At 69.9% G+C, this 17,737-nt stretch carries 17 protein-coding genes; 9 read left to right on the forward strand and 8 right to left on the reverse strand.

Going from position 1 to position 17,737, the window contains the following annotated elements:
* The 5 genes from AB0J09_RS31035 to AB0J09_RS31055 form a co-directional block, all read left to right on the forward strand.
* The coding region (locus AB0J09_RS31035) for an ABC transporter substrate-binding protein (protein ID WP_360698690.1) at positions 1-1,527 on the forward strand (1,527 nt) is incomplete at its 5' end.
* Positions 1,528-1,530: 3 nt separating this feature from the next.
* Positions 1,531-2,547, forward strand: a complete 1,017-nt coding sequence (locus AB0J09_RS31040) for an ABC transporter permease (RefSeq protein WP_360698692.1) — start codon at positions 1,531-1,533, stop codon at positions 2,545-2,547.
* On the forward strand, positions 2,544-3,389 hold the full coding sequence (locus AB0J09_RS31045; protein ID WP_360698694.1) for an ABC transporter permease: 846 nt from the start codon (positions 2,544-2,546) through the stop codon (positions 3,387-3,389). The genes AB0J09_RS31040 and AB0J09_RS31045 overlap by 4 nt, the downstream gene beginning before the upstream one ends.
* The gene (locus AB0J09_RS31050) at positions 3,386-4,189 is read left to right on the forward strand and encodes an ATP-binding cassette domain-containing protein (RefSeq protein WP_360698696.1); all 804 of its coding nucleotides are present in this window, start codon (positions 3,386-3,388) and stop codon (positions 4,187-4,189) included. The genes AB0J09_RS31045 and AB0J09_RS31050 overlap by 4 nt, the downstream gene beginning before the upstream one ends.
* A 2-nt stretch (positions 4,190-4,191) precedes the next feature.
* On the forward strand, positions 4,192-5,058 hold the full coding sequence (locus tag AB0J09_RS31055; RefSeq protein ID WP_360698718.1) for an ABC transporter ATP-binding protein: 867 nt from the start codon (positions 4,192-4,194) through the stop codon (positions 5,056-5,058).
* Here AB0J09_RS31055 and AB0J09_RS31060 read toward each other — a convergent pair.
* Positions 5,055-5,513 carry a MarR family winged helix-turn-helix transcriptional regulator gene (locus tag AB0J09_RS31060; RefSeq protein WP_360698697.1) on the reverse strand — a complete coding sequence of 153 codons (459 nt, stop codon included), beginning with the start codon at positions 5,511-5,513 and terminating at the stop codon, positions 5,055-5,057. The genes AB0J09_RS31055 and AB0J09_RS31060 overlap by 4 nt on opposite strands.
* 75 nt (positions 5,514-5,588) lie before the next feature.
* On the opposite strand from AB0J09_RS31060, the gene AB0J09_RS31065 reads away from it, so the two are divergent.
* Entirely contained in the window at positions 5,589-6,995 is a 1,407-nt protein-coding gene (locus AB0J09_RS31065; RefSeq protein ID WP_360698699.1) for an MFS transporter, read from the forward strand.
* Here the strand turns inward: AB0J09_RS31065 and AB0J09_RS31070 are convergent.
* On the reverse strand, positions 6,973-7,329 hold the full coding sequence (locus AB0J09_RS31070; RefSeq protein ID WP_349449517.1) for a DUF742 domain-containing protein: 357 nt from the start codon (positions 7,327-7,329) through the stop codon (positions 6,973-6,975). The two genes, AB0J09_RS31065 and AB0J09_RS31070, sit on opposite strands and share 23 nt — an antisense overlap.
* Positions 7,322-10,234, reverse strand: a complete 2,913-nt coding sequence (locus tag AB0J09_RS31075) for a CocE/NonD family hydrolase (RefSeq protein ID WP_360698701.1) — start codon at positions 10,232-10,234, stop codon at positions 7,322-7,324. Before AB0J09_RS31075 ends, AB0J09_RS31070 begins: the two co-directional genes overlap by 8 nt.
* A 211-nt stretch (positions 10,235-10,445) precedes the next feature.
* Here AB0J09_RS31075 and AB0J09_RS31080 point away from each other — a divergent pair, with 211 nt between their 5' ends.
* Entirely contained in the window at positions 10,446-11,255 is an 810-nt protein-coding gene (locus AB0J09_RS31080) for a class I SAM-dependent methyltransferase (RefSeq protein WP_360698703.1), read from the forward strand.
* Positions 11,256-11,308: 53 nt separating this feature from the next.
* Positions 11,309-12,490, forward strand: coding sequence for a hypothetical protein (locus AB0J09_RS31085; protein ID WP_360698705.1), 1,182 nt, complete (start codon positions 11,309-11,311; stop codon positions 12,488-12,490).
* Here the strand turns inward: AB0J09_RS31085 and AB0J09_RS31090 are convergent.
* A complete protein-coding gene (locus AB0J09_RS31090) occupies positions 12,445-13,479 on the reverse strand; it encodes a CopD family protein (RefSeq protein ID WP_360698707.1) in 1,035 nt (344 codons plus the stop codon). The genes AB0J09_RS31085 and AB0J09_RS31090 overlap by 46 nt on opposite strands.
* Positions 13,476-14,144, reverse strand: coding sequence for a copper resistance CopC family protein (locus AB0J09_RS31095; RefSeq protein ID WP_360698709.1), 669 nt, complete (start codon positions 14,142-14,144; stop codon positions 13,476-13,478). The genes AB0J09_RS31090 and AB0J09_RS31095 overlap by 4 nt, the downstream gene beginning before the upstream one ends.
* Before the next feature lie 49 nt (positions 14,145-14,193).
* On the opposite strand from AB0J09_RS31095, the gene AB0J09_RS31100 reads away from it, so the two are divergent.
* Positions 14,194-14,958, forward strand: coding sequence for a class I SAM-dependent methyltransferase (locus AB0J09_RS31100; RefSeq protein WP_360698711.1), 765 nt, complete (start codon positions 14,194-14,196; stop codon positions 14,956-14,958).
* A gap of 5 nt (positions 14,959-14,963) precedes the next feature.
* Here AB0J09_RS31100 and AB0J09_RS31105 read toward each other — a convergent pair whose 3' ends face one another.
* The 3 genes from AB0J09_RS31105 to AB0J09_RS31115 form a co-directional block, all read right to left on the reverse strand.
* The gene (locus tag AB0J09_RS31105) at positions 14,964-15,923 is read right to left on the reverse strand and encodes a diiron oxygenase (protein ID WP_360698713.1); all 960 of its coding nucleotides are present in this window, start codon (positions 15,921-15,923) and stop codon (positions 14,964-14,966) included.
* Positions 15,924-15,986: 63 nt separating this feature from the next.
* Positions 15,987-16,586 carry a TetR family transcriptional regulator C-terminal domain-containing protein gene (locus AB0J09_RS31110; protein WP_360698714.1) on the reverse strand — a complete coding sequence of 200 codons (600 nt, stop codon included), beginning with the start codon at positions 16,584-16,586 and terminating at the stop codon, positions 15,987-15,989.
* Positions 16,587-16,643: 57 nt separating this feature from the next.
* Positions 16,644-17,737: HAMP domain-containing sensor histidine kinase (locus AB0J09_RS31115; protein WP_360698716.1), on the reverse strand; the 1,094-nt coding region annotated here is incomplete at its 5' end.

Below are 17,737 nucleotides of genomic sequence, written 5' to 3' on the forward strand. Positions count from 1 at the left end.
AGCGGCGCCGGAGGGACACCCGCGCCTGCCGCGAGCAGCGGAAATCAGACCGCGGCCGCGCAGGCCAACGACAGTACGTTCGTCTACGTGCCCAACCTGGACGTCGTCACCGACTGGGACCCGGCGACCTCGTACTCCAACGAGATCATGGCCATGCAGAACATCTACGAGGGCCTGACCAGGTACAACTCGCAGTCCCGCAAGGCCGAGCCGCGCCTGGCGACCGAGTGGAGCTCGGCTGACGACGGCAAGGAGTGGACGTTCAAGCTGCGCCAGGGCGTCAAGTTCCACTCCGGCGCCACGCTCGACGCCGAGGCGGCCAAGAAGGCCATCGAGCGGACGATGGAGAAGAAGGGCGGCGCGTCCTACATCTGGGACTCGGTCAAGAAGATCGACGCGGTGGACCCGTCCACGCTGAAGTTCACGCTCAAGTACGCCACGCCGCTCGACCTGGTCGCCTCCTCCGCCTACGCCTCCTACATCTACGACGTGAACGCCGTGGACAAGGACGGCAAGTCGGATGCCGGCACGGGCCCGTACACGATCGACTCCTGGCAGAAGGGCAAGGAGACCGAGCTCACGCTGAAGGCTTACGACAGTTACTGGGGCGGCTGGAAGCCGGAGCAGTACAAGAAGGTCGCCTTCAGGGTCACCCCGGAGATCACCACGGCCTGGCAGCTCCTGCAGAAGGGCGAGGTGAACTTCGTCCAGCGCCTGAACCCGCAGCTCTTCGAGCAGGCCGGGACCACCCAGAACGTGAAGACGTCCTCGTCGCCGTCGTTCCAGAACCTGCTGCTGCTGTTCAACACGGCCACGGGTCCCACGAAGGACGTCAGGATCCGGCAGGCGCTCCAGTACGCGCTCGACTACGACGGCCTGACGGCGGCCCTGAAGGGCTCGGGCCAGAAGGCCAGCGGCCTGGTGCCGGAGGGGCTGCTCGGCCACGTCAACGGCATGGAGCCCAAGCAGGACCTCGCCAAGGCGCAGGAGCTGCTCACCGAGGCCGGGTACGGCCCCGACAACCCCGAGCTCAAGCTCACGCTGACCTACGCCCAGGGCGATGACGACCAGAAGCTGCTGGTCACGCTGCTCAGCTCGGCGCTCAAGGGCATGAACGTGACGCTGCAGGCCAAGCCCATGTCGTGGGCCGCGCAGTGGGACCTGGGCAAGAAGCAGGGGCAGGACATCTTCATCATGTACTGGTATCCGGACTATCCGGACGCCTACTCCTGGTTCCTCAACGTGTTCAAGAGCGCGGACAAGCCGCAGTTCAACCTGTCGTACCTGAAGGACGCCGGCATCGACCAGGAGATCGACTCGCTGCCGCAGCTCACGGCCACCGACCAGCTCAAGGCCGACCAGGCCTACCAGGACCTGCAGAAGAAGATCATCGAGGAGCAGGCGGCGGTGGCGGTGCCGTACGTGCAGAAATACTCCCGCGCGCTCACGGCCGACGTCGAGGGATATGTGGACAATCCCGCTTATCCCAACGTCGTCTTCTTCTACGACCTCAAGCGCGCAAGCTGACTCATGCTGCGTTACCTGACCCGCCGCCTCGGCCAGGCCCTCCTGGTCGTGGCCGGCGTGGTCGTGCTCACGTTCGCCGTCATGCGGCTGGTGCCGGGGGATCCGGCGGTCGCGTTCGCCGGGCCGAAGGCCACGCCCGAGGAGCTCGCCGCGGCGCGAAAGCAGTTCGGGCTCGATGACTCGATCCCCGTGCAGCTCCTGAACTATGTGCGCGACCTGCTCTCAGGAGACTGGGGCGTCAGCCTGCACACCAGGCAACCGGTGCGCGACGACCTCTACCTCGCGTTTCCGGCCTCTCTTGAGCTGGTCGGTACGGCTCTGCTCATCGCGGTCGTCGTGGGCATCCCGGTCGGAGTGCTCGCCGCCCGCTACAAGACGAAATTTCCGGATATAGGGGTGCGGTTCGGCAGCATGCTGGCCGTCTCCGTGCCGGTCTTCTGGCTGGCCCTGGCCCTGCAGACGGTCTTCGCCAGCAACCTCGGCTGGTTCCCGATCGCGGGCGAGTACGACTCCAAACTCGACACCACCAGCCCGCTCAGCCTCTGGACGAACATCACCGTCGTCGACGCCCTCATCACCGGCAACTGGCCCATCTTCACCAGCACGCTCCAGCACCTGGTGCTGCCCGCGCTGGTCGTGGCCGCGTACCCGACGGGCGTGATCGCCCAGATGACCCGGGCGGCGCTCATCGAGGAGTCCGGCCAGGACCACTCCAGGCTGGAACGCGCGCTCGGCTTCGGCGAGACGTCCATCCTGACCAGATTCGCCCTGAGACCCGCGTTGAACCCGGTCCTGTCGCTGATCGCCCTGGTCTTCGCCTACGCCATCGTCAACGGGTTCCTCGTCGAGGCCGTGTTCAACTGGCCGGGCCTGGGCCGCTACGCCGCCGACTCGATCCGCTCGCTGGACACCCCGGCCATCGCGGGCGTCACGCTGCTGGTGGCCCTGGTGTACGTGCTGGCCAACCTGGTCGTGGACATCCTCCAGGGCTTCGTCGACCCGCGAACGAGGGCCCGATGACCGAAGCTCCCCTGCGCCGCACCCTGCCCAGGATCCCCGACCGGTTCGCCGCGCTCGGCGCGGTGCTCATCGTGCTGGTCGTCCTGGCCGCGATCTTCGCGCCGTGGCTGGCGCCGTACCCGGTGGACCAGCTGAAGCCGCTGGAGGGCCTGCAGTCGCCGAGCGGCGCGCATTGGTTCGGGACCGACCAGGTGGGCAGGGACGTGCTCACGAGGATCCTGTACGGCGGCCGCACCTCCCTGTTCATCGCCATCGCGGTGCTGGCCGTGTCGTCGGTGGTCGGGGTAACGCTCGGCGTGGTCGCCGGGTACGCGGGCGGCTGGATCCGAGACGTGATCATGCGGATCACCGATGTGTTCCTGGCCTTCCCCGCGCTGCTGCTCTCCCTGGCCCTGGCCGTGGTGCTCCAGCCCAGCGTGAACACGGTCATCCTGGCCATCGCGGTGACGTGGTGGCCCTGGTACACCCGGCTGGCCGCCTCCGTGGCCGCCTCGATCGCCACCCGCAGCTACGTGGACGCCGCCAGATGCCTCGGCGTGCCCGCGCCGCTGATCGTGCTCAGGCACGTGCTGCCGAACTCGCTCACCCCTGTCCTGGTCCAGCTCTCCCTGGATGCGGGCGGCGTGATCCTGACCTCGGCGGCGCTGTCGTACCTGGGGCTGGGCGCCCAGGAGCCGACGGCGGAGTGGGGGCTGATGGTGCAGCAGGGGCAGACGCTCTTCACCACGAACTGGTGGGTGGTCACGTTCCCCGGGCTCGCGATCTTGGTGACGGCGTTCGCGTTCAATGTGCTGGGCGAAGGGCTGCGCAACGCGCTGGACCCCCGAAGGGCGGTCAAATGATCGAGGTGCGTGACCTCCAGGTGCGGTACGGCGGGCGCGTCGTGGCCGACGTGCCCGAGCTGGACGTGAGCCAGGGGGAGTGCGTCGCGATCGTGGGGGAGAGCGGCTCGGGCAAGTCGACCACGCTGCTCTCGCTGCTCGGCCTCACCCCAGATGCTGAAATTTCGGGCCATGTACGGGTGTGCGGCGTCGACGTTCTCACGGCCTCGCCACGCCGGCTCCGCGAGATCCGGGGCGCGAGAGTGGCGCTGGTCATGCAGACGCCCCAGGCCGCCCTCAGCCCCGCCACCCGCCTCGGCGTCCTGATGCGCCGCGCGCTCAAGCTCCACGGCGTGGGCAAGGCTCCCGGCTCCGCCTCCGTCCCATCCCCTTCACCCCGTGCAGTCGCGCAGGGCGGGAAAGGACGCCTGGACGAGATCATGGCGGAGGCCGTGGAGGCGGTCATGCTCGACCGCGAGATCCTGCGCCGCTACCCCCACGAGATCTCCGGCGGCCAGGCACAGCGCTTCGCCATCGCGCTGGCCATCGCCCTGGGCGCCGAGGTGATCCTGGCCGACGAGCCCACGAGCGCCCTCGACGTGACCGTACAGGCCGAGGTGGTCGGCGTCCTGCGCAGGCTGAGGGAGGAGCGCGGGCTGGCACTGCTGCTCGTCTCCCACGACCTGGCCCTGGTCTCGACGATCGCCGACCGGGTGCTGGTCATGAAGGACGGCGAGGTGGTGGAGTCGGGCCCCGCCGCGAAGGTGCTGGCCGAGCCGTCCCATCCGTACACGCGCGAGCTGCTGGAGGCGCTGCCGTGACCATGCTCAGGGCCGAGCGGGTGACACTCGGGTACGACCGCCGCCCGGTCGTGCACGACGTCACCCTGGACATCACCGAGGGCGGTGTCGGCCTGATAGGGGAGAGCGGCTCGGGCAAGACGACCCTGGCGCGCGCGTTCCTGGGCCTCCTCACCCCTCTGTCCGGAAATATCTGGTACGGCGACCAAACCCTGAAAAAAGTGGACATGCGGAAGTTCCGCAAAGACGTCCAGCCCGTCTTCCAGGCCGAGGCCCTCGACCCCAGGATGCGCATCGGCACCTCCGTCGCGGAGGCGCTCCCGAGAAGCGCCAGGTCCAGGGTGAAGGAACTGCTCGAACAGGTCGGCCTGGACCCCGACGTGGCCGCCCGCAGACCTCACCAGCTCTCCGGCGGCCAGCGCCAGCGCGTGGTCATCGCCAGGGCCCTGGCCGTCGACCCCCGCCTGCTCATCCTGGACGAGCCCACCAGCGCGCTCGACGTCACCGTCCAGGCCAGGATCCTCGACCTGCTGGCCTCCCTGGACACCGAGCGCCTGCTCATCACCCACAACCTCGCCGTCGTGGACCGGCTCTGCCGCACCTCGCACGTGCTCTTCGCGGGCCGCGTGGTGGAGTCGGGCCCCACGAGCGACCTTCTCGCGAAGCCGGCCCACCCCTACACACGTGCCCTGCGCGACGCCGTGCCGAAGCTGGGCGGCCCCCCGCCCGAGGCCAAGGGCAGGACGGAGGCCGTGCCCGCGCAGACCGGATGCCCCTTCAGGCTGCGCTGCCCGCTGGCCGCGCCGGAATGCGAGCAGCCCCCCGCACTCAGGGACATAGGAGGCCGTCAGGTCGCCTGCCACCGCGCGGAGGACGTACTCCGCGCTTAGAAGAGGCCCCGCAGGTGTGAGCAGAGGTCGTCCGACAGCTTCCCCATCAATCTGGACAGCTCCGTGCGATCCGCCTCCGGCCAGTCGGCGAGCGCGCCCTCGAACCACTCGGTCGTCACCCTGCGGCACCTGCTCGCGACCTCGGCCCCCTGCTCGGTGAGCGCGATGCGCCAGGCCCTGCCGTCGTCGGGGTCGCGTACGCGCTCCACCAGCTTGCGCTGCTCGAGCGAGGCGACGTGCCTGGTCACGTGAGGGCTCTCCACCTGCAGACCCGCGGCGATCGCGCCGATCCTGTGCGGCTCGCCCGCGTCCAGCAGGTGGACGAGGATCTGCACGTCCGGCCGGTCGAGCCGGACGCCGGCGGCCTCGGTCAGCCGCTCGTGCGTCTTGGCGCGGTTGAGCGTGGTCACCAATGAGCGGAACGCCACAACCGTCGTGTTGAGATCTTCGTCCATCCCTATTTGCTTACCTAACTTACGTATGTATCATCGTTGCTCGTTACTTACCTAAGTTATCTAAAGGAGCCCCACATGGCGACAGTGGTAGCGTCCGCGGCACGCGAGACGTCCACCAGGAACCCATGGCCCGCGGTGGTCGCGCTGGCCTTCGCCGCCTCCATCGCCGCGCTGCAGAACACCGCGGTGGTCCCGTTGCTTCCCGTGCTGCAGAGGGAGCTGCACGCCTCGCTCCCCGCCGTGTCCTGGACGCTCACACTGAGCCTCCTGGTCGCGGCGGTCGCCACGCCCTTGTTGTCGCGCTTCGGCGACATGTACGGCAGGCGCCCCATGATCCTCGGCGCCCTGGCCCTGCTGGTGGTCGGATCGGTCATGGCCGCGCTGGCGACCTCGTTGCCCTGGTTGATGGTGGCGAGGGTGCTGCAGGGATCCGTGGCCGCGCTGGTGCCGCTCTCCATCGGTGTGGCTCGCGACGTGCTGCCCCGGGAGCAGCTCGCGACCGGCATCGGGGTGATCAGCGCGACGATGGGGTTCGGGAGCGGCGGCGGGATGATCCTGGCCGGGCTCTCGTCCGGTGACTTCCACATGGTCTTCTGGATCACGGCCGGCATCTCCCTGGTGGCCGTCGCGATCGTGGCCTTCCTCGTACGCGACGGCGCCCCGGCCGGCAAGGGACGCCCCGACCTGATCGGCGCCGCGTTGCTGGCCGCCTGGCTGGTCGCGCTCCTGCTGGCCATCAGCGAGGGCGGTTCGTGGGGCTGGACCTCGCCGGGCGTGCTCGCTCTGTTCGCCGCCGCGGTGGCGCTGGCGACCGTCTGGGTGCTGGTCGAGCGCAGGGTCGCCGAGCCGCTGGTGGAGATGGCGATGCTGGTGCAGAGAGGCACGATCGGTGCGACGGTGGCCTCGATGCTGCTCGGGTTCTCGTTCTTCACCCTCATGACCGGCATATCCAGCTTCGCCCAGGTGCCCGAGAAGACCGGCTACGGCTTCGGCGCGTCCACTCTGGAGGTCGGTTTCTACCTGCTCCCGAGCACCGTCTTCATGCTGGTGATCTCGCTGTTCGCCGGGCGTTTCATGCGCCGCTTCCAGGCCTCGTCGATGGTGGCGGCGGGATCGGCGGTCACCGGGCTGGCCGCGCTCTGGCTGGTGGTCGAGCACAGCAGCCCCGCGCACCTGTACGTGGCGGCCTCGCTGATGGGCATCGGGCTGGGCGTCGGCTACGCGGCGCTGGGCACCATGGCCGTCGAGCATGTCGACCCGGGCAAGACGGCCCTCGCGGCCGGTGTGAACGCCCTCGTCCGCATCGTCGGCGGCAGCACGGCGGGCGCCGCCATCGCCGCCATCCTGGCCGCCCAGCCAGGCGTGGGCGGCTACCAGCGGGTCTTCGGGGCCGCCGCCCTGGCAAGCGTCGTGGCCACGGTCTTCGCGGCCGTGTACGGGCGCCTCAACCGCAGAGTGGTCACAGAGCCTTCAACCCGCTGATCACCTCGAGCAGCACCTTCGCGTCGGGGGCGGGTGGCGGGTGCTCGACCTGCACGAGCTGCTGCGCGTGCAGGTCGCCGACCAGCACCCTGACCACGCCGATGGGCAGGTTCAGCTCGGCCGCGACGTCCACGAGCCTGGTCGGCTTGGTGCACTTCTGCAGGATGATCAGATGTTCGGGGCCAAGCCCCACCGGCGGCGTCAGGCCGCCGGCGGTGATGATCACCGCGATGAGGTCGATGGCCTCGCTCGCGGGAACCGTACGGCCCCTGGTCAGCAGGTAGGCCGGGACGATAGGACCGGCGTCCTCGTCCAGCCAGCGTTCGTCATTCACTTCGCACCACCCGCATGGGTCGAGCGGGCTCTGTCACGTGGGTCTCCGGTTCTGGCTCGGCCACGTGTTCTTCCGGGATCAACACGATCGCGGTGGTCCCTCCATATGGTGAACCGCGTAACGTCACGCGGATGTCATGCCTGGCGGCCAGGCGGGAGACGACGAAAAGGCCGAGCTGGTCACTGTCGGCCAGGTCGAACTCCGGTGGGCTGGCCAGCCGCTCGTTGAAGTCGGCCAGCTCCTCTGCGCTCATCCCGAGCCCGCGGTCCTCGACCTCGAAGACAAAGCCGCGGGCCGCCACCTCGCCGCGCACGATGACCGAAGTGTGCACGGGCGAGTAGACGGTGGCGTTCTCGATGAGCTCGGCGATCAGGTGGATCACGTCGCCCACCACAGGTCCGGCCAGGCGCTGGCCGGACATGGGCTCGACGGTGACCCGCTGGTAGTCCTCCACCTCGGCCGCCGCGCCGCGGGCCACGTCGAGCATCGGCACCGGCCTGCTCCAGCCGCGGCCGGGGGTGGCGCCCGAGAGGATGATCAGGCCCTCGGCGTGGCGGCGCATGCGGGTGGTCAGGTGGTCGAGCTTGAACAGGTCGTCCAGCGCGTCGGGGTCGGTCGCCCGGTGCTGCATGTCCTGCAGCTGGATGCGCTGGCGGTGCAGCAGCGTCTGGCTGCGCCTGGCCAGGTTGCGGAACACGTGCCCGACGCCCTCGCTGAGCTGTGCCTGGCCGACCGCGGCCTCGACGGCGGTCTGCTGGACGGTGGAGAACGCCTGCCCCACGTCGTCGATCTCGACCGTGGTGCTCGCCACGGACAGCTCCGGCACCTCGACCGTCTCGCCCTTGCGCAGCTTGGCCACCACGCGGGGGAGGCGCTCCTGGGCCACCTCCAGCGCGGCCATCCGCAGCGCGCCCAGTTCCTTCGACAGCCGGTTGCCCATGCGCAGCGAGAATCCGATCGACAGGATCACCAACCCCAGCGCCGTACCGGCCAGCAGGAGCGCCCTGGACAGCACCTGGTCGGCGATCGGGTCGGCCCGCCCGTTCAGCACCGTGCTGGCCTGCATCTGCGCGTCCTGGAACGACTTCGCCAGCCCGTCCGTGGTGCTGAGCCAGCCCCGCGGCGCCTGCCCGGCGATGATCTGGTCCTCCATCATCCGCATCCGCTGGTAGGTGGGGGAGGTGATCAGCGCCACCTGGGTGTCGCGCAGGCTCGGGTCGAGCTCGCCGAGCGCCTGGTCGACCAGGAAGGCCAGCGAGACCTGGTACGCAGCCGGGGTGGCAGGGGTCGCGAAACCCATGTCCGTCGTGGTCATGACCAGGCGGAGCCGGTGGCCCACGGCGAAGCGGTAGTCGACGGCGGGCAGGGTGACCGTGGCCTCCGCGCTGCTCGCCCCATCGGGGATCGTCACCCTGATCGGCGCCACCAGCCCGGCGGGCAAGGTCGGCAACGGGGTGCCGTCGGCCACGTCGTACAGCTTGGCGAACAGCGTCGCCTCGCCCTTGCCCGACACCCTGATCTTGACCGTGGAGCTGCCGGTGAGCTGGAGCGGGGCGGTGAGCGGCCGCGACTCGAACGCGGCGCTCTGGCCTGGCATGTCGATCGACACGCCGGTGTTGCCCTGGCCGCCGCCGCTCAGCAGGCCGCCGACGCCGGGCACCGTCGAGATCGAGGCGGGTGCGCCGCCAGGCGGGTTGACGATGTTCTGCTCGGGGCCGTTCAGCTGCACGGTGGTGGTGTCGGTGCCCGCCAGACCGGGGTAGGAGCCGGCCTCCGGGTGCAGGCGGATGCGCTGGCGGGTGCCGGGGTCGCGGCCGCCGTCACGAGTGACCGTGAACGGGCTCACCGCCGGAGCCGATTTGTCGCCCTTCAGGTAGCGGGCGAACCAGGCCGAGGACTCCTCGGACACCCAGTCCGCCTCGCCGTTGCCGCCGTCGTGCCCGCCGTCGAACCAGGCCAGGCTCACCGGGGTGCCCGTCGCGGCGATCGCCTTGGCGGTGGCGTCGGCGTGGCTCAGCGGGAACAGCGAGTCGCGCTGGCCCTGGATGAGCAGGGTCGGCGCCTTGATCTGGCCGGCCACGGTGATCGGGCTCGACTTGCGCAGGAGGGAGACGGCCTCGGGCGTGGCCCGGCCGTCCTTGGCGACCTGCTGGTAGATGTCGCAGATGGCGGGCAGGAACCTGCCGCACCGCGCCTGCTCGGCGGTCAACGGCCCGGCGGCCTGCCGCTGCGCCTGTAATGCGAAGGTGTCCAGGGAGACGCCCTGGCCGAAGAAGATGCCCGCCCACATGCGCTTGAAGACGCCGCTCGCGGCGTTCTGGCCGATGGTGGCGGCCTGGGCGGTCTGCGTGGCCGCGTTGGGGAAGAGCGCGTCGGCCAGGTCGGACCAGGTGATCTGGGGCACGATCGCGTCGACCCGGTGGTCGAGGGCCGCCGTCATCAGGGCGATGGCGCCGCCGTACGAGCCGCCCGCGATGCCCACGCGCGGGTCGCCCGTGGCGTCGAGCTGGACCTCCGGACGCTTGGCCAGCCAGTCGATCAGCTGCTTGACGTCCTTGACCTCGTAGTCCGGCGAGTTGAGCGCGATCTCGCCGGTCGAACGGCCGAAGCCGCGCGCCGACCAGGTCAGCACGGCATAGCCCTGCTGGGCGACCCTGATCGCCTGCTCCCGGACGCTCTGCTTGCTGCCGCCGAAACCGTGGGCGATCAGTACGGCCGGGGCCTTCCCGCCGTCCGGCGGTGGGAAGTAGGTCGCATCGAGCTCGACCCGTTGATCGTCGGCGGGTCCGTCGACGACGGTTATTCTCTGGTCCTGGCCCCGCACCCCAGGAGCCGACGGCCATACCAGCCACGTCGTCACCGAGATGAGGGCGAGTGCCGCAACCAGCGCGGCCACACGCTTCATGACCGTGAGCCTACTTTCCGCACCTGAGAGATCCCTGAGACGACGCTCACGCCGGGATCGACCGCCCGGTGCTGCCGGCGTCGAGCTGGGGCGGCTTGATCGCCTGCCACCTGGCGAAGCCAGGTATAGAGCGGAAGTACGGGGAGAGGAAGGGGTGGCATGTCGGTGGTGGCCGGAGGCGAGATCGAAGACTCGCCTACGCTTCTCGTTCATGGACTATCTGGACGTCAACCGGGCCAACTGGAACGCACGGGTCCCCATCCACGTCGCCAGCGACTTCTACGACGTCGAAGGCTTCAAGGCGGGCCGGAGCGCCATCAGGTCGTTCGAGCGGGACGAGGTCGGCGACGTGTCCGGCCGCAGCCTGGTGCACCTGCAGTGCCACTTCGGCCTGGACACCCTCTCCTGGGCCAGGCTCGGCGCCGAGGTGACCGGCCTCGACTTCTCGGAGGCCGCCATCGAGCAGGCCAGGGCCATCGCCGCCGAATGCGGCATCCCCGCCGAGTTCGTCACCGCCGACGTCTACGACGCGGTCGAGGCGCTCGGCGGGGCCACGTACGACATCGTCTACACCGGCATCGGCGCCCTGGTGTGGCTGCCCGACCTCACCCGCTGGGCCGAGACCGTGGCCGCTCTGCTCAAGCCGGGTGGATTTCTCTATATCGCAGAACTTCACCCGTTTGCCGACATCCTGGACGTCGAGACGGGCGCCACCGTCACCCACGACTACTTCGCGAAGGGCCCCCATGTCTGGGAGTACCCGCACACCTACACCGGCAGCGAAGTCCTCGAGTACCAGACCTCCGTGCAGTTCCAGCACGGCCTGGGTGAGGTGGTCAGCGCGGTGACGGCGGCCGGGCTGCGGGTGGAGTTCCTGCATGAGCACGACCACACCTTCTTCCAGCGTTTCGCCACCCTGGTCGCGAGCGAAGGAAGCCACCGGTTCCCGGAGGGCGCCCCCAGGGTCCCGCTCGTCTACTCCCTGCGGGCGTCGGCGCAGAGCGGACCTCGGATGACATAGCCCGGCATTGCCCCAGCAACGGCGCGACGCGCGGAACCGTAAGATTCAGTCCCGTGAAGTCTCCAGCATCGTTCAAGAAGGCCGCCGCCTGGGCACTGCCGTACTGGACCAGGGGCCAGGCGGGGCGTGAGACGCCGCAAGACCTGTTCAGGGTGCTCTATTTCGGCTGGCTGGTGGCGCTCACGCTCAAGCTGCTCGGCTCGGCGTGGGACGTTTCGTGGCACTTCAAATGGCTGCGCGATGACCTCGCCCCGCCCCACCTGCTCAACTCCGCAGGCACGGCCATCGCCGTCGCGCTGACCGTGATCCACGGCTACACGGGGTACGGCGTGGACAAGGCGGCGCTCCGGCTGATCCAGTGGGGCACCGGGATCTTCCTGGTCGCCGTGCCGCTCGACCTGATCAACCACCGCGTCAACGGGCTCGACATCACGTCATGGAGCCCGTCGCACATCATGCTCTACCTCGGAACGTTCTTCATGATCGCGGGCGTGATCCGCGGCTGGTTCATGGGCGCGCCGCCGGGCAGGGAGCGGACCGTGGTGCTGGGCGCGTTCTTCGCCTTCTTCCTGGAGAACGTGCACTTCCCCGAGCAGCACCAGGAGTACGGCATCCTGTCGATCGGCGCCTGGGACAACCACGCGACCTACGCCGAGCCGATCCTGCTCCGGTTCGCGGCCGACCAGATGGGGCGGCCGGTGGACCGGACGATGATGCTGGGGTTCGCGCTGCCGGTCCCCGACTATCTCTACCCGGTCTACGCGGTGGTCGTCGGGCTGTCGGTGCTGGTGGTGGCCAGGCTGATGATCGGCAGGTTCGGGGCCGCGAGCCTGGTGGCGGCCGCCTACGTGGGGTTCCGGACGTTGATCTGGCCGCTGCTGACGGTCACCGGCTTCCCGCCGTCGGCGGTGCCGTTCTTCCTGGTCGTCGCGGGGCTCGTGGTGGACCTCGCGTTCCTGGTGCGGATGCCTTACCTACGGGCCGTGCTGGGGGCGGTCGGCGGGACGGCCGCCGCCTACGGCGCGCTGCTGGCGCAGAGCGCGATCATGGGCGGCGTGTACGGCGCGATCAAGGGCCAGGAAGGACTGGTTGGCGCGCCCCCACTGGCCACGTCGTCGGCCGTCTGGGCAGGGCTCGGCCTGCTGGCCGCCTGGCTGGCCGTGGAGTGGATCGCGGGGAGGCGCAGTCCTCAGGAGGCGATGGAGGCCCGGGTGATCGCGACCGCCACGCCGTAGGCCAGCCCCATCACCCCGACCTCGGCCGCCGCCCATCCCCCCCGGGGGGTGGCCCGCCCCCGGCGCACCGCCGGCATCAGGCGGAAGCGGATGTGCGCGGCCAGCGGCACCAGCGCTGCCACCAGCACCGTCTTGACCACCACCAGCACGCCGTAGTGGCTGGTCAGGAGCGCGTCGGGAAGCGTCACGCCGGGCGTGAGCGCCATCGTGCCGAGCCCGTTGACCAGCCCGGACAGTCCCACCATGAGCAGGCACACGGTGGCGATCCTGGAGAACCTGGGCAGCACCACGGCCAGCAGGTCCCTGTGCGGCGCCACGAACACGGCCGTCGCCGCCAGCCCGCCCGCCCACGCCGCCGCGCCCATCACGTGGATCTCCATCGAGATCATGATGGGGTCGTGCCAGACCGAGTTCACGGCGTGCCCGGTGACGGGGATGGGCAGCAGCCCGAACAGCCCCACGATCACCCGCAGCTCGGCGGGCACCTTCTCGCCGAACCGCACCGCCATCAGCCCGATGCCCGCCGCCGCCAGCGCGCACGCCGCGCTGAACAGCAGGCCCTGGCCGGTGCCGACGTCCTCGACGTATGAGGCGATCATCCCGAACGTCGGCACGCGGCCGGGGTTCAGCTCGGCAGTCTGCAACACGATGGTGAGCAGCGCGCAGATCGCCCACGCCCAGGCGGCGATCACCGCCAGCGGCCGCACCCTGAGCATGACGGGCTCGGTCCGGTCCGGATTGTCGTACCCGAGCAGCTTGGACACCAGGCTCAGCCCGACCACGGCGACGGCGGACAGGTCGAGCAGCACGCGGATGACGGGCAGCCCGACGGATACCAGCGGGCCCGGCATGGGGATGCCGGGGACGGCCTGCTGAGCGGCGAACGAGCTCGCCGCCACGGCGGAGACGACGGCGCACACGCCGAACGCCCCGGCGACCAGCCGGCCGCCGATCCGCTGCCGGGGGATGGGAGGCGCGGAAACGCTCACGCCCGCACCCCTTCGGCCGAATCCGACTGAGGTCCCGCTGCGGGGTCCGGACCGGGGGATGGCCGGGGCCCTTCGGGGTCGGAGGCGGGCTGGGGTTCTCCGGTGAGGTGCGCGTCCGCGGCGGGCCGGGCGGCCGGGCGGGAGCGGCGCAGGGCCACGGCCGTGCCGGCCGCCAGCACCAGCAGCGCGCCCACGATCCACACCACCGCCATGCCCGCCCCGCCGTTGGCGGCCGCCTCGGCGGCCTCCGCACTGGCGTCCTGGGCCGTTTGCCCGGTGGCGGCGGCCGGGGCGCCGGCGGCGCCGGGGGACAGGGTGAAGGTGATCTTGCCGGTGACCGGGTGGCCGTCGGCCGACAGGATCCGGTAGCCCACCACGTACGAGCCCCCGGCTGGCAGCGGCTTGACCCGTACGGAAACCCGCTCGGCCGCCACCACGGCGGACCCGTCCGCCCACGAGGACCCGTCCGCGCCCGTCACGCCAACCTGGGCGTACCCCTGGCGCACCGCCTGATCGAACACCAGCGTCACCTGAGAGGGCGCGGCCGACAACGTGGCCCCGTCCTTGGGATCGCTGCCGATCAGCACGTTGTGCGCCTGAGCCGCGGGCTGCGCCACGCCGGCGGCGGCGAAGGCGAGCAGGAGGACCGTGAGTAGCCGCCTCAAGGATCAGAACCTTCCAACGAAGACAACGAACCTGTATATGGTCCCATCCATGACAGACCTGTTCGGCGGCGCGGCACCGTACTACGCGAAATACCGCTCCAGCTACGGCGATCCGGCGATAGAGCACCTGGCCATGACGTTCGGGCGTGACAGCACCGTGCTCGACCTCGGCTGCGGCCCCGGCACGATCGCGATCCCGCTCGCGCGGAGCGTGCGCGAGGTCCTGGCGGTCGATCCCGACGGGGAGATGCTGGCGGAGGGCAGGCGGCTGGCGGGGAACGCCCCGAACATCCGCTGGATCCACGGCGACTCCACGCGGCTGCGCGAGCTGCCGGCGTTCGACCACATCGTCATGGGCAGGTCGTTCCACTGGATGGACCGCCGTGCGGTGCTGGCCGAGCTGGACGAGCTGCTGCCGGCCGGCGGCGTCGTGGCGCTCGTCGGCCCGAGCCGCGACCCCCAGGAGGAGCCCTGGGAGCCCGCCATGTGGCGGGTACGCGACGAATTCGACGTGAACACGTTCACGGCGAGCAACTCCTACCAGGCCAGCGGCGAGCACCACGACGACGTCCTGGCCACTTCGCCGTTCGCCGACCTGGACGCCACCAGGTACGAGCACCGCCTGGTGTACGACCTGGAGGCCGTCATCGGCCTGCAGCTCTCCTACTCGTACACCGCCCCCGCCCGCCTCGGCGACCGGATCGAGTCGTTCAAGGAGGCGGCCAGGAAGGCGCTGCTCGCGCTCAACCCCGCGGGCAGGTGGGAGCAGGTGGCGGTCACCGAGGTGCTGATCGCCCGGCGACCGCACAACTAGCGGGGCTAGATGCCCATGGCCCGCCAGATCCGCCGGGTGAACGCGTTGATCAGCCCGATCTCGGCGCACAGATCCCGCGTCTTGGCCACCGAGTCCCTGATCTCCCGCTTGGCGGCGGGATTGCGCAGGTAGACCTCGGCGACCACGTGGGCCGGGATCCGGAAGCGCCTGATCATCGGCCCGGGAGGGGCCAGCATGATCCGCGCCATCACCCCCAGGATGAGCGGCGCCAGGACGCCCAGCAGGAGCCGCCGGTACGCGGGCATCCGAGGCACCCGATTACGCAGGTAGTGCCGGGCGAAGGAGATGTGCCGGGCCTCCTCCGCGATGTGGATCCGCATGATCGTCTCTTCCAGCGGATGGTGCGCCCGCTCGTCCTTCAGCACCTTGCGCTGCACGTGGTCGATCGGGTCCTCGCCGCCCAGCACGAACACGAAGAACAGCTCGGTCGAGACCAACGGTATCCACGGCGCCACCTGCGCGATCACGGACAGCGGCCCCGGCATCCCGCGGATCGGCATACGGGTACGGTTCACGAACTCCTGGAACATCATCCCGTGATGTCCCTCTTCGATGGTCTCGTGGTAGACGTACCGGAACTCCGGTGACCCGTTCGGCAGCCGGTAGGCGTAGTTGAGCAGCCCGCGCTTGAGCAGGTTCTCGAACTGCAGGCCGATCTTCATGGCCGTGGCCACCCGCCACAGCCCGATCGCCGCGCGCACCTCGGGCGGGCGGCTGCGGTACCACGGGTGGCCGCCCAGCTTGTCGACCTCGGGCAGTTCCCAGCGCGGGTCCCCCGGGTCCACCTGGAACTCGGGGTCGTCCCACGGGATGTCCCGGTACGGCTCCCAGTGCTTGTCGACCGACGCCTTCGAGAGGCGTTCGATGACCGTGTGGTAGGCGCCCCTGCCGGCGACCTGCTCGTCGCGTTCGCGGGCGGCGGTAGAGCGCGGTGCCGATGCCATCGCGTGCTCCTCTCCTCGCCCTCTAATTGTACGGAGCATCTAATAGCGCCGGAAGGGGGAGAGTCACAGCTTTTCGGCGGACATCCCGAGCTCGGCCGCGGCGGCCGTACGGATCAGCACGTTCACCCGGCGCCTGGACAGCACCTTGGCGTGCACGTGCGTCTGGATCGCCAGCCCGTCGATGAGCGCGAGGATCCGCCACGTGGCATCGTCGGGAGTCTCACACTTGAACTCGCCGCAGGCCACCCCAGCCTCGATGATCTCGCGTAACAGCACGCGGCCCTGGTAGTCGATGCGCCGCGAGATCTCCTCGAGCTCCGGGTTGCGCATCGCCTCGGACCACGCGTCGATCCACAGCCGCCATCCCTCGGTGGGGATCCCCGGCGAGCAGAGCCTGAGCAGGGTGCGCAGCCGTTCGAGTGGCGTGCACGTGGACTGCTCGATGTCGGCGAGCGCGTTGAGATGCTGGCGGGCGGCGTACGTGAAGGCCTGCGCGAACAGGCGTTCCTTGCTCTCGAAGTGGTAGAACAGCAGCGCCTGGCTGACGCCGGCGGCCCTGGCGATGTCGATCGTCCGGGTATGCCCGAATCCCTGCTCCGCGATCACCTCGCAGGCCGTCTTCAGTAAATCCTCGCGCCTTAATCGGCTGAACCCTGATGTCACAGCGCGCAGCTCACCTCCGGTACCTCGAGCAGGGTCGAAAGCCTGTCATACCCAACATCAGTCCTGTCGTATCGGCAGCCGCAGAACGAAGCGGGCTCCGACGTCCGAATCCTCGATCTTGAGGCTGCCGTGGTGGAGCCGCGCGATCTCGCGGGCGATAGGCAGGCCCAGCCCGGTGCCGCCGGCGTCGCGGCTGCGCGAGGCGTCCAGCCTGGTGAAGCGCCTGAAGACGACCTCGCGCTGCTCGGGCGAGATGCCCGCCCCGTCGTCGAGCACCTCCAGCACGGCCTCGCCGTTCCGGCGCAGGGTCACGATGATCGTGCTGTCGGCGTGCCGCTCGGCGTTGTCCAGCAGGTTCGTCAGCAGGCGGGCCAGCCTGAGACGGTCGCCCATGACGACAACGCCGGGCTGCAGACTGGTGATGACCCTCTTGGACCGTGGCCGGGTGGTCTCTCCGGCGACCAGTTCGGCCAGGTCGACGCGCTCGAACGCCCCGGGGGCGCCCGCGTCGAGCTTGGCGAGCGCCAGCAGGTCGGTGACGATGTTCTGCAGCCGGTCGAGGCTGGCCATCAGCTTGCGGCCGGTCTCGCGCCAGTCGGCCTCGCCGGGAGCGAGCATGGCCGACTCGAGCTCGGCGCGCATGGCCGTGATCGGGCTGCGCAGGTCGTGGGAGGCGTCGGAGGTGAACCTGCGCTGCTGCTCCATCGCGGCCTCCATTCGCGCCAGCATCCGGTTGGCGGCCTCCGCGAGCGCCTTGACCTCGTCGGCGTTCTCCGGGACCGGCACACGCAGAGCCTCCTTGCCGCGAGTGATCGCGTTCAGCTGCTCGGTGATCTCGTTCACCGGCGCGAGCGTCTTGGCCACCACCCTGGACACGCCGAACCAGGTGATCGCGACCAGCAGCGCGGACAACCCGGTCGCGAGACCGATCGCCACCGGGTGCACGTACCAGGGCACCGAGGGGTCGAAGGCGTAGACGAGCCACTCGCCGTCCGGCCGGTTGACGCGGGAGACGACCATGATCTGGCATTCGCCGTGGAACGGCGGCAGGCCGCACACCTCTTCGGCGCGGTCGCTTCTGACGGGGTCCGGCGTCACCTGGGACAGGCGCGGCGAACCCGCCAGACCGGGAGTCGAGGCCACCACCCGGC

The sequence above is a fragment of the Nonomuraea sp. NPDC049784 genome (genome assembly GCF_040659615.1).
GTDB lineage: Bacteria > Actinomycetota > Actinomycetes > Streptosporangiales > Streptosporangiaceae > Nonomuraea.

Coding starts and splice junctions, on each gene's coding strand:
- AB0J09_RS31050 (WP_360698696.1), top strand. CDS start 3,386: ATGATCGAGGTGCGTGACCTCCAGGTGCGGTACGGCGGGCGCGTCGTG.
- AB0J09_RS31080 (WP_360698703.1), top strand. CDS start 10,446: ATGGACTATCTGGACGTCAACCGGGCCAACTGGAACGCACGGGTCCCC.
- AB0J09_RS31100 (WP_360698711.1), top strand. CDS start 14,194: ATGACAGACCTGTTCGGCGGCGCGGCACCGTACTACGCGAAATACCGC.
- AB0J09_RS31105 (WP_360698713.1), bottom strand. CDS start 15,923: ATGGCATCGGCACCGCGCTCTACCGCCGCCCGCGAACGCGACGAGCAG.
- AB0J09_RS31045 (WP_360698694.1), top strand. CDS start 2,544: ATGACCGAAGCTCCCCTGCGCCGCACCCTGCCCAGGATCCCCGACCGG.
- AB0J09_RS31065 (WP_360698699.1), top strand. CDS start 5,589: ATGGCGACAGTGGTAGCGTCCGCGGCACGCGAGACGTCCACCAGGAAC.
- AB0J09_RS31055 (WP_360698718.1), top strand. CDS start 4,192: ATGCTCAGGGCCGAGCGGGTGACACTCGGGTACGACCGCCGCCCGGTC.
- AB0J09_RS31075 (WP_360698701.1), bottom strand. CDS start 10,234: ATGAAGCGTGTGGCCGCGCTGGTTGCGGCACTCGCCCTCATCTCGGTG.
- AB0J09_RS31060 (WP_360698697.1), bottom strand. CDS start 5,513: ATGGACGAAGATCTCAACACGACGGTTGTGGCGTTCCGCTCATTGGTG.
- AB0J09_RS31040 (WP_360698692.1), top strand. CDS start 1,531: ATGCTGCGTTACCTGACCCGCCGCCTCGGCCAGGCCCTCCTGGTCGTG.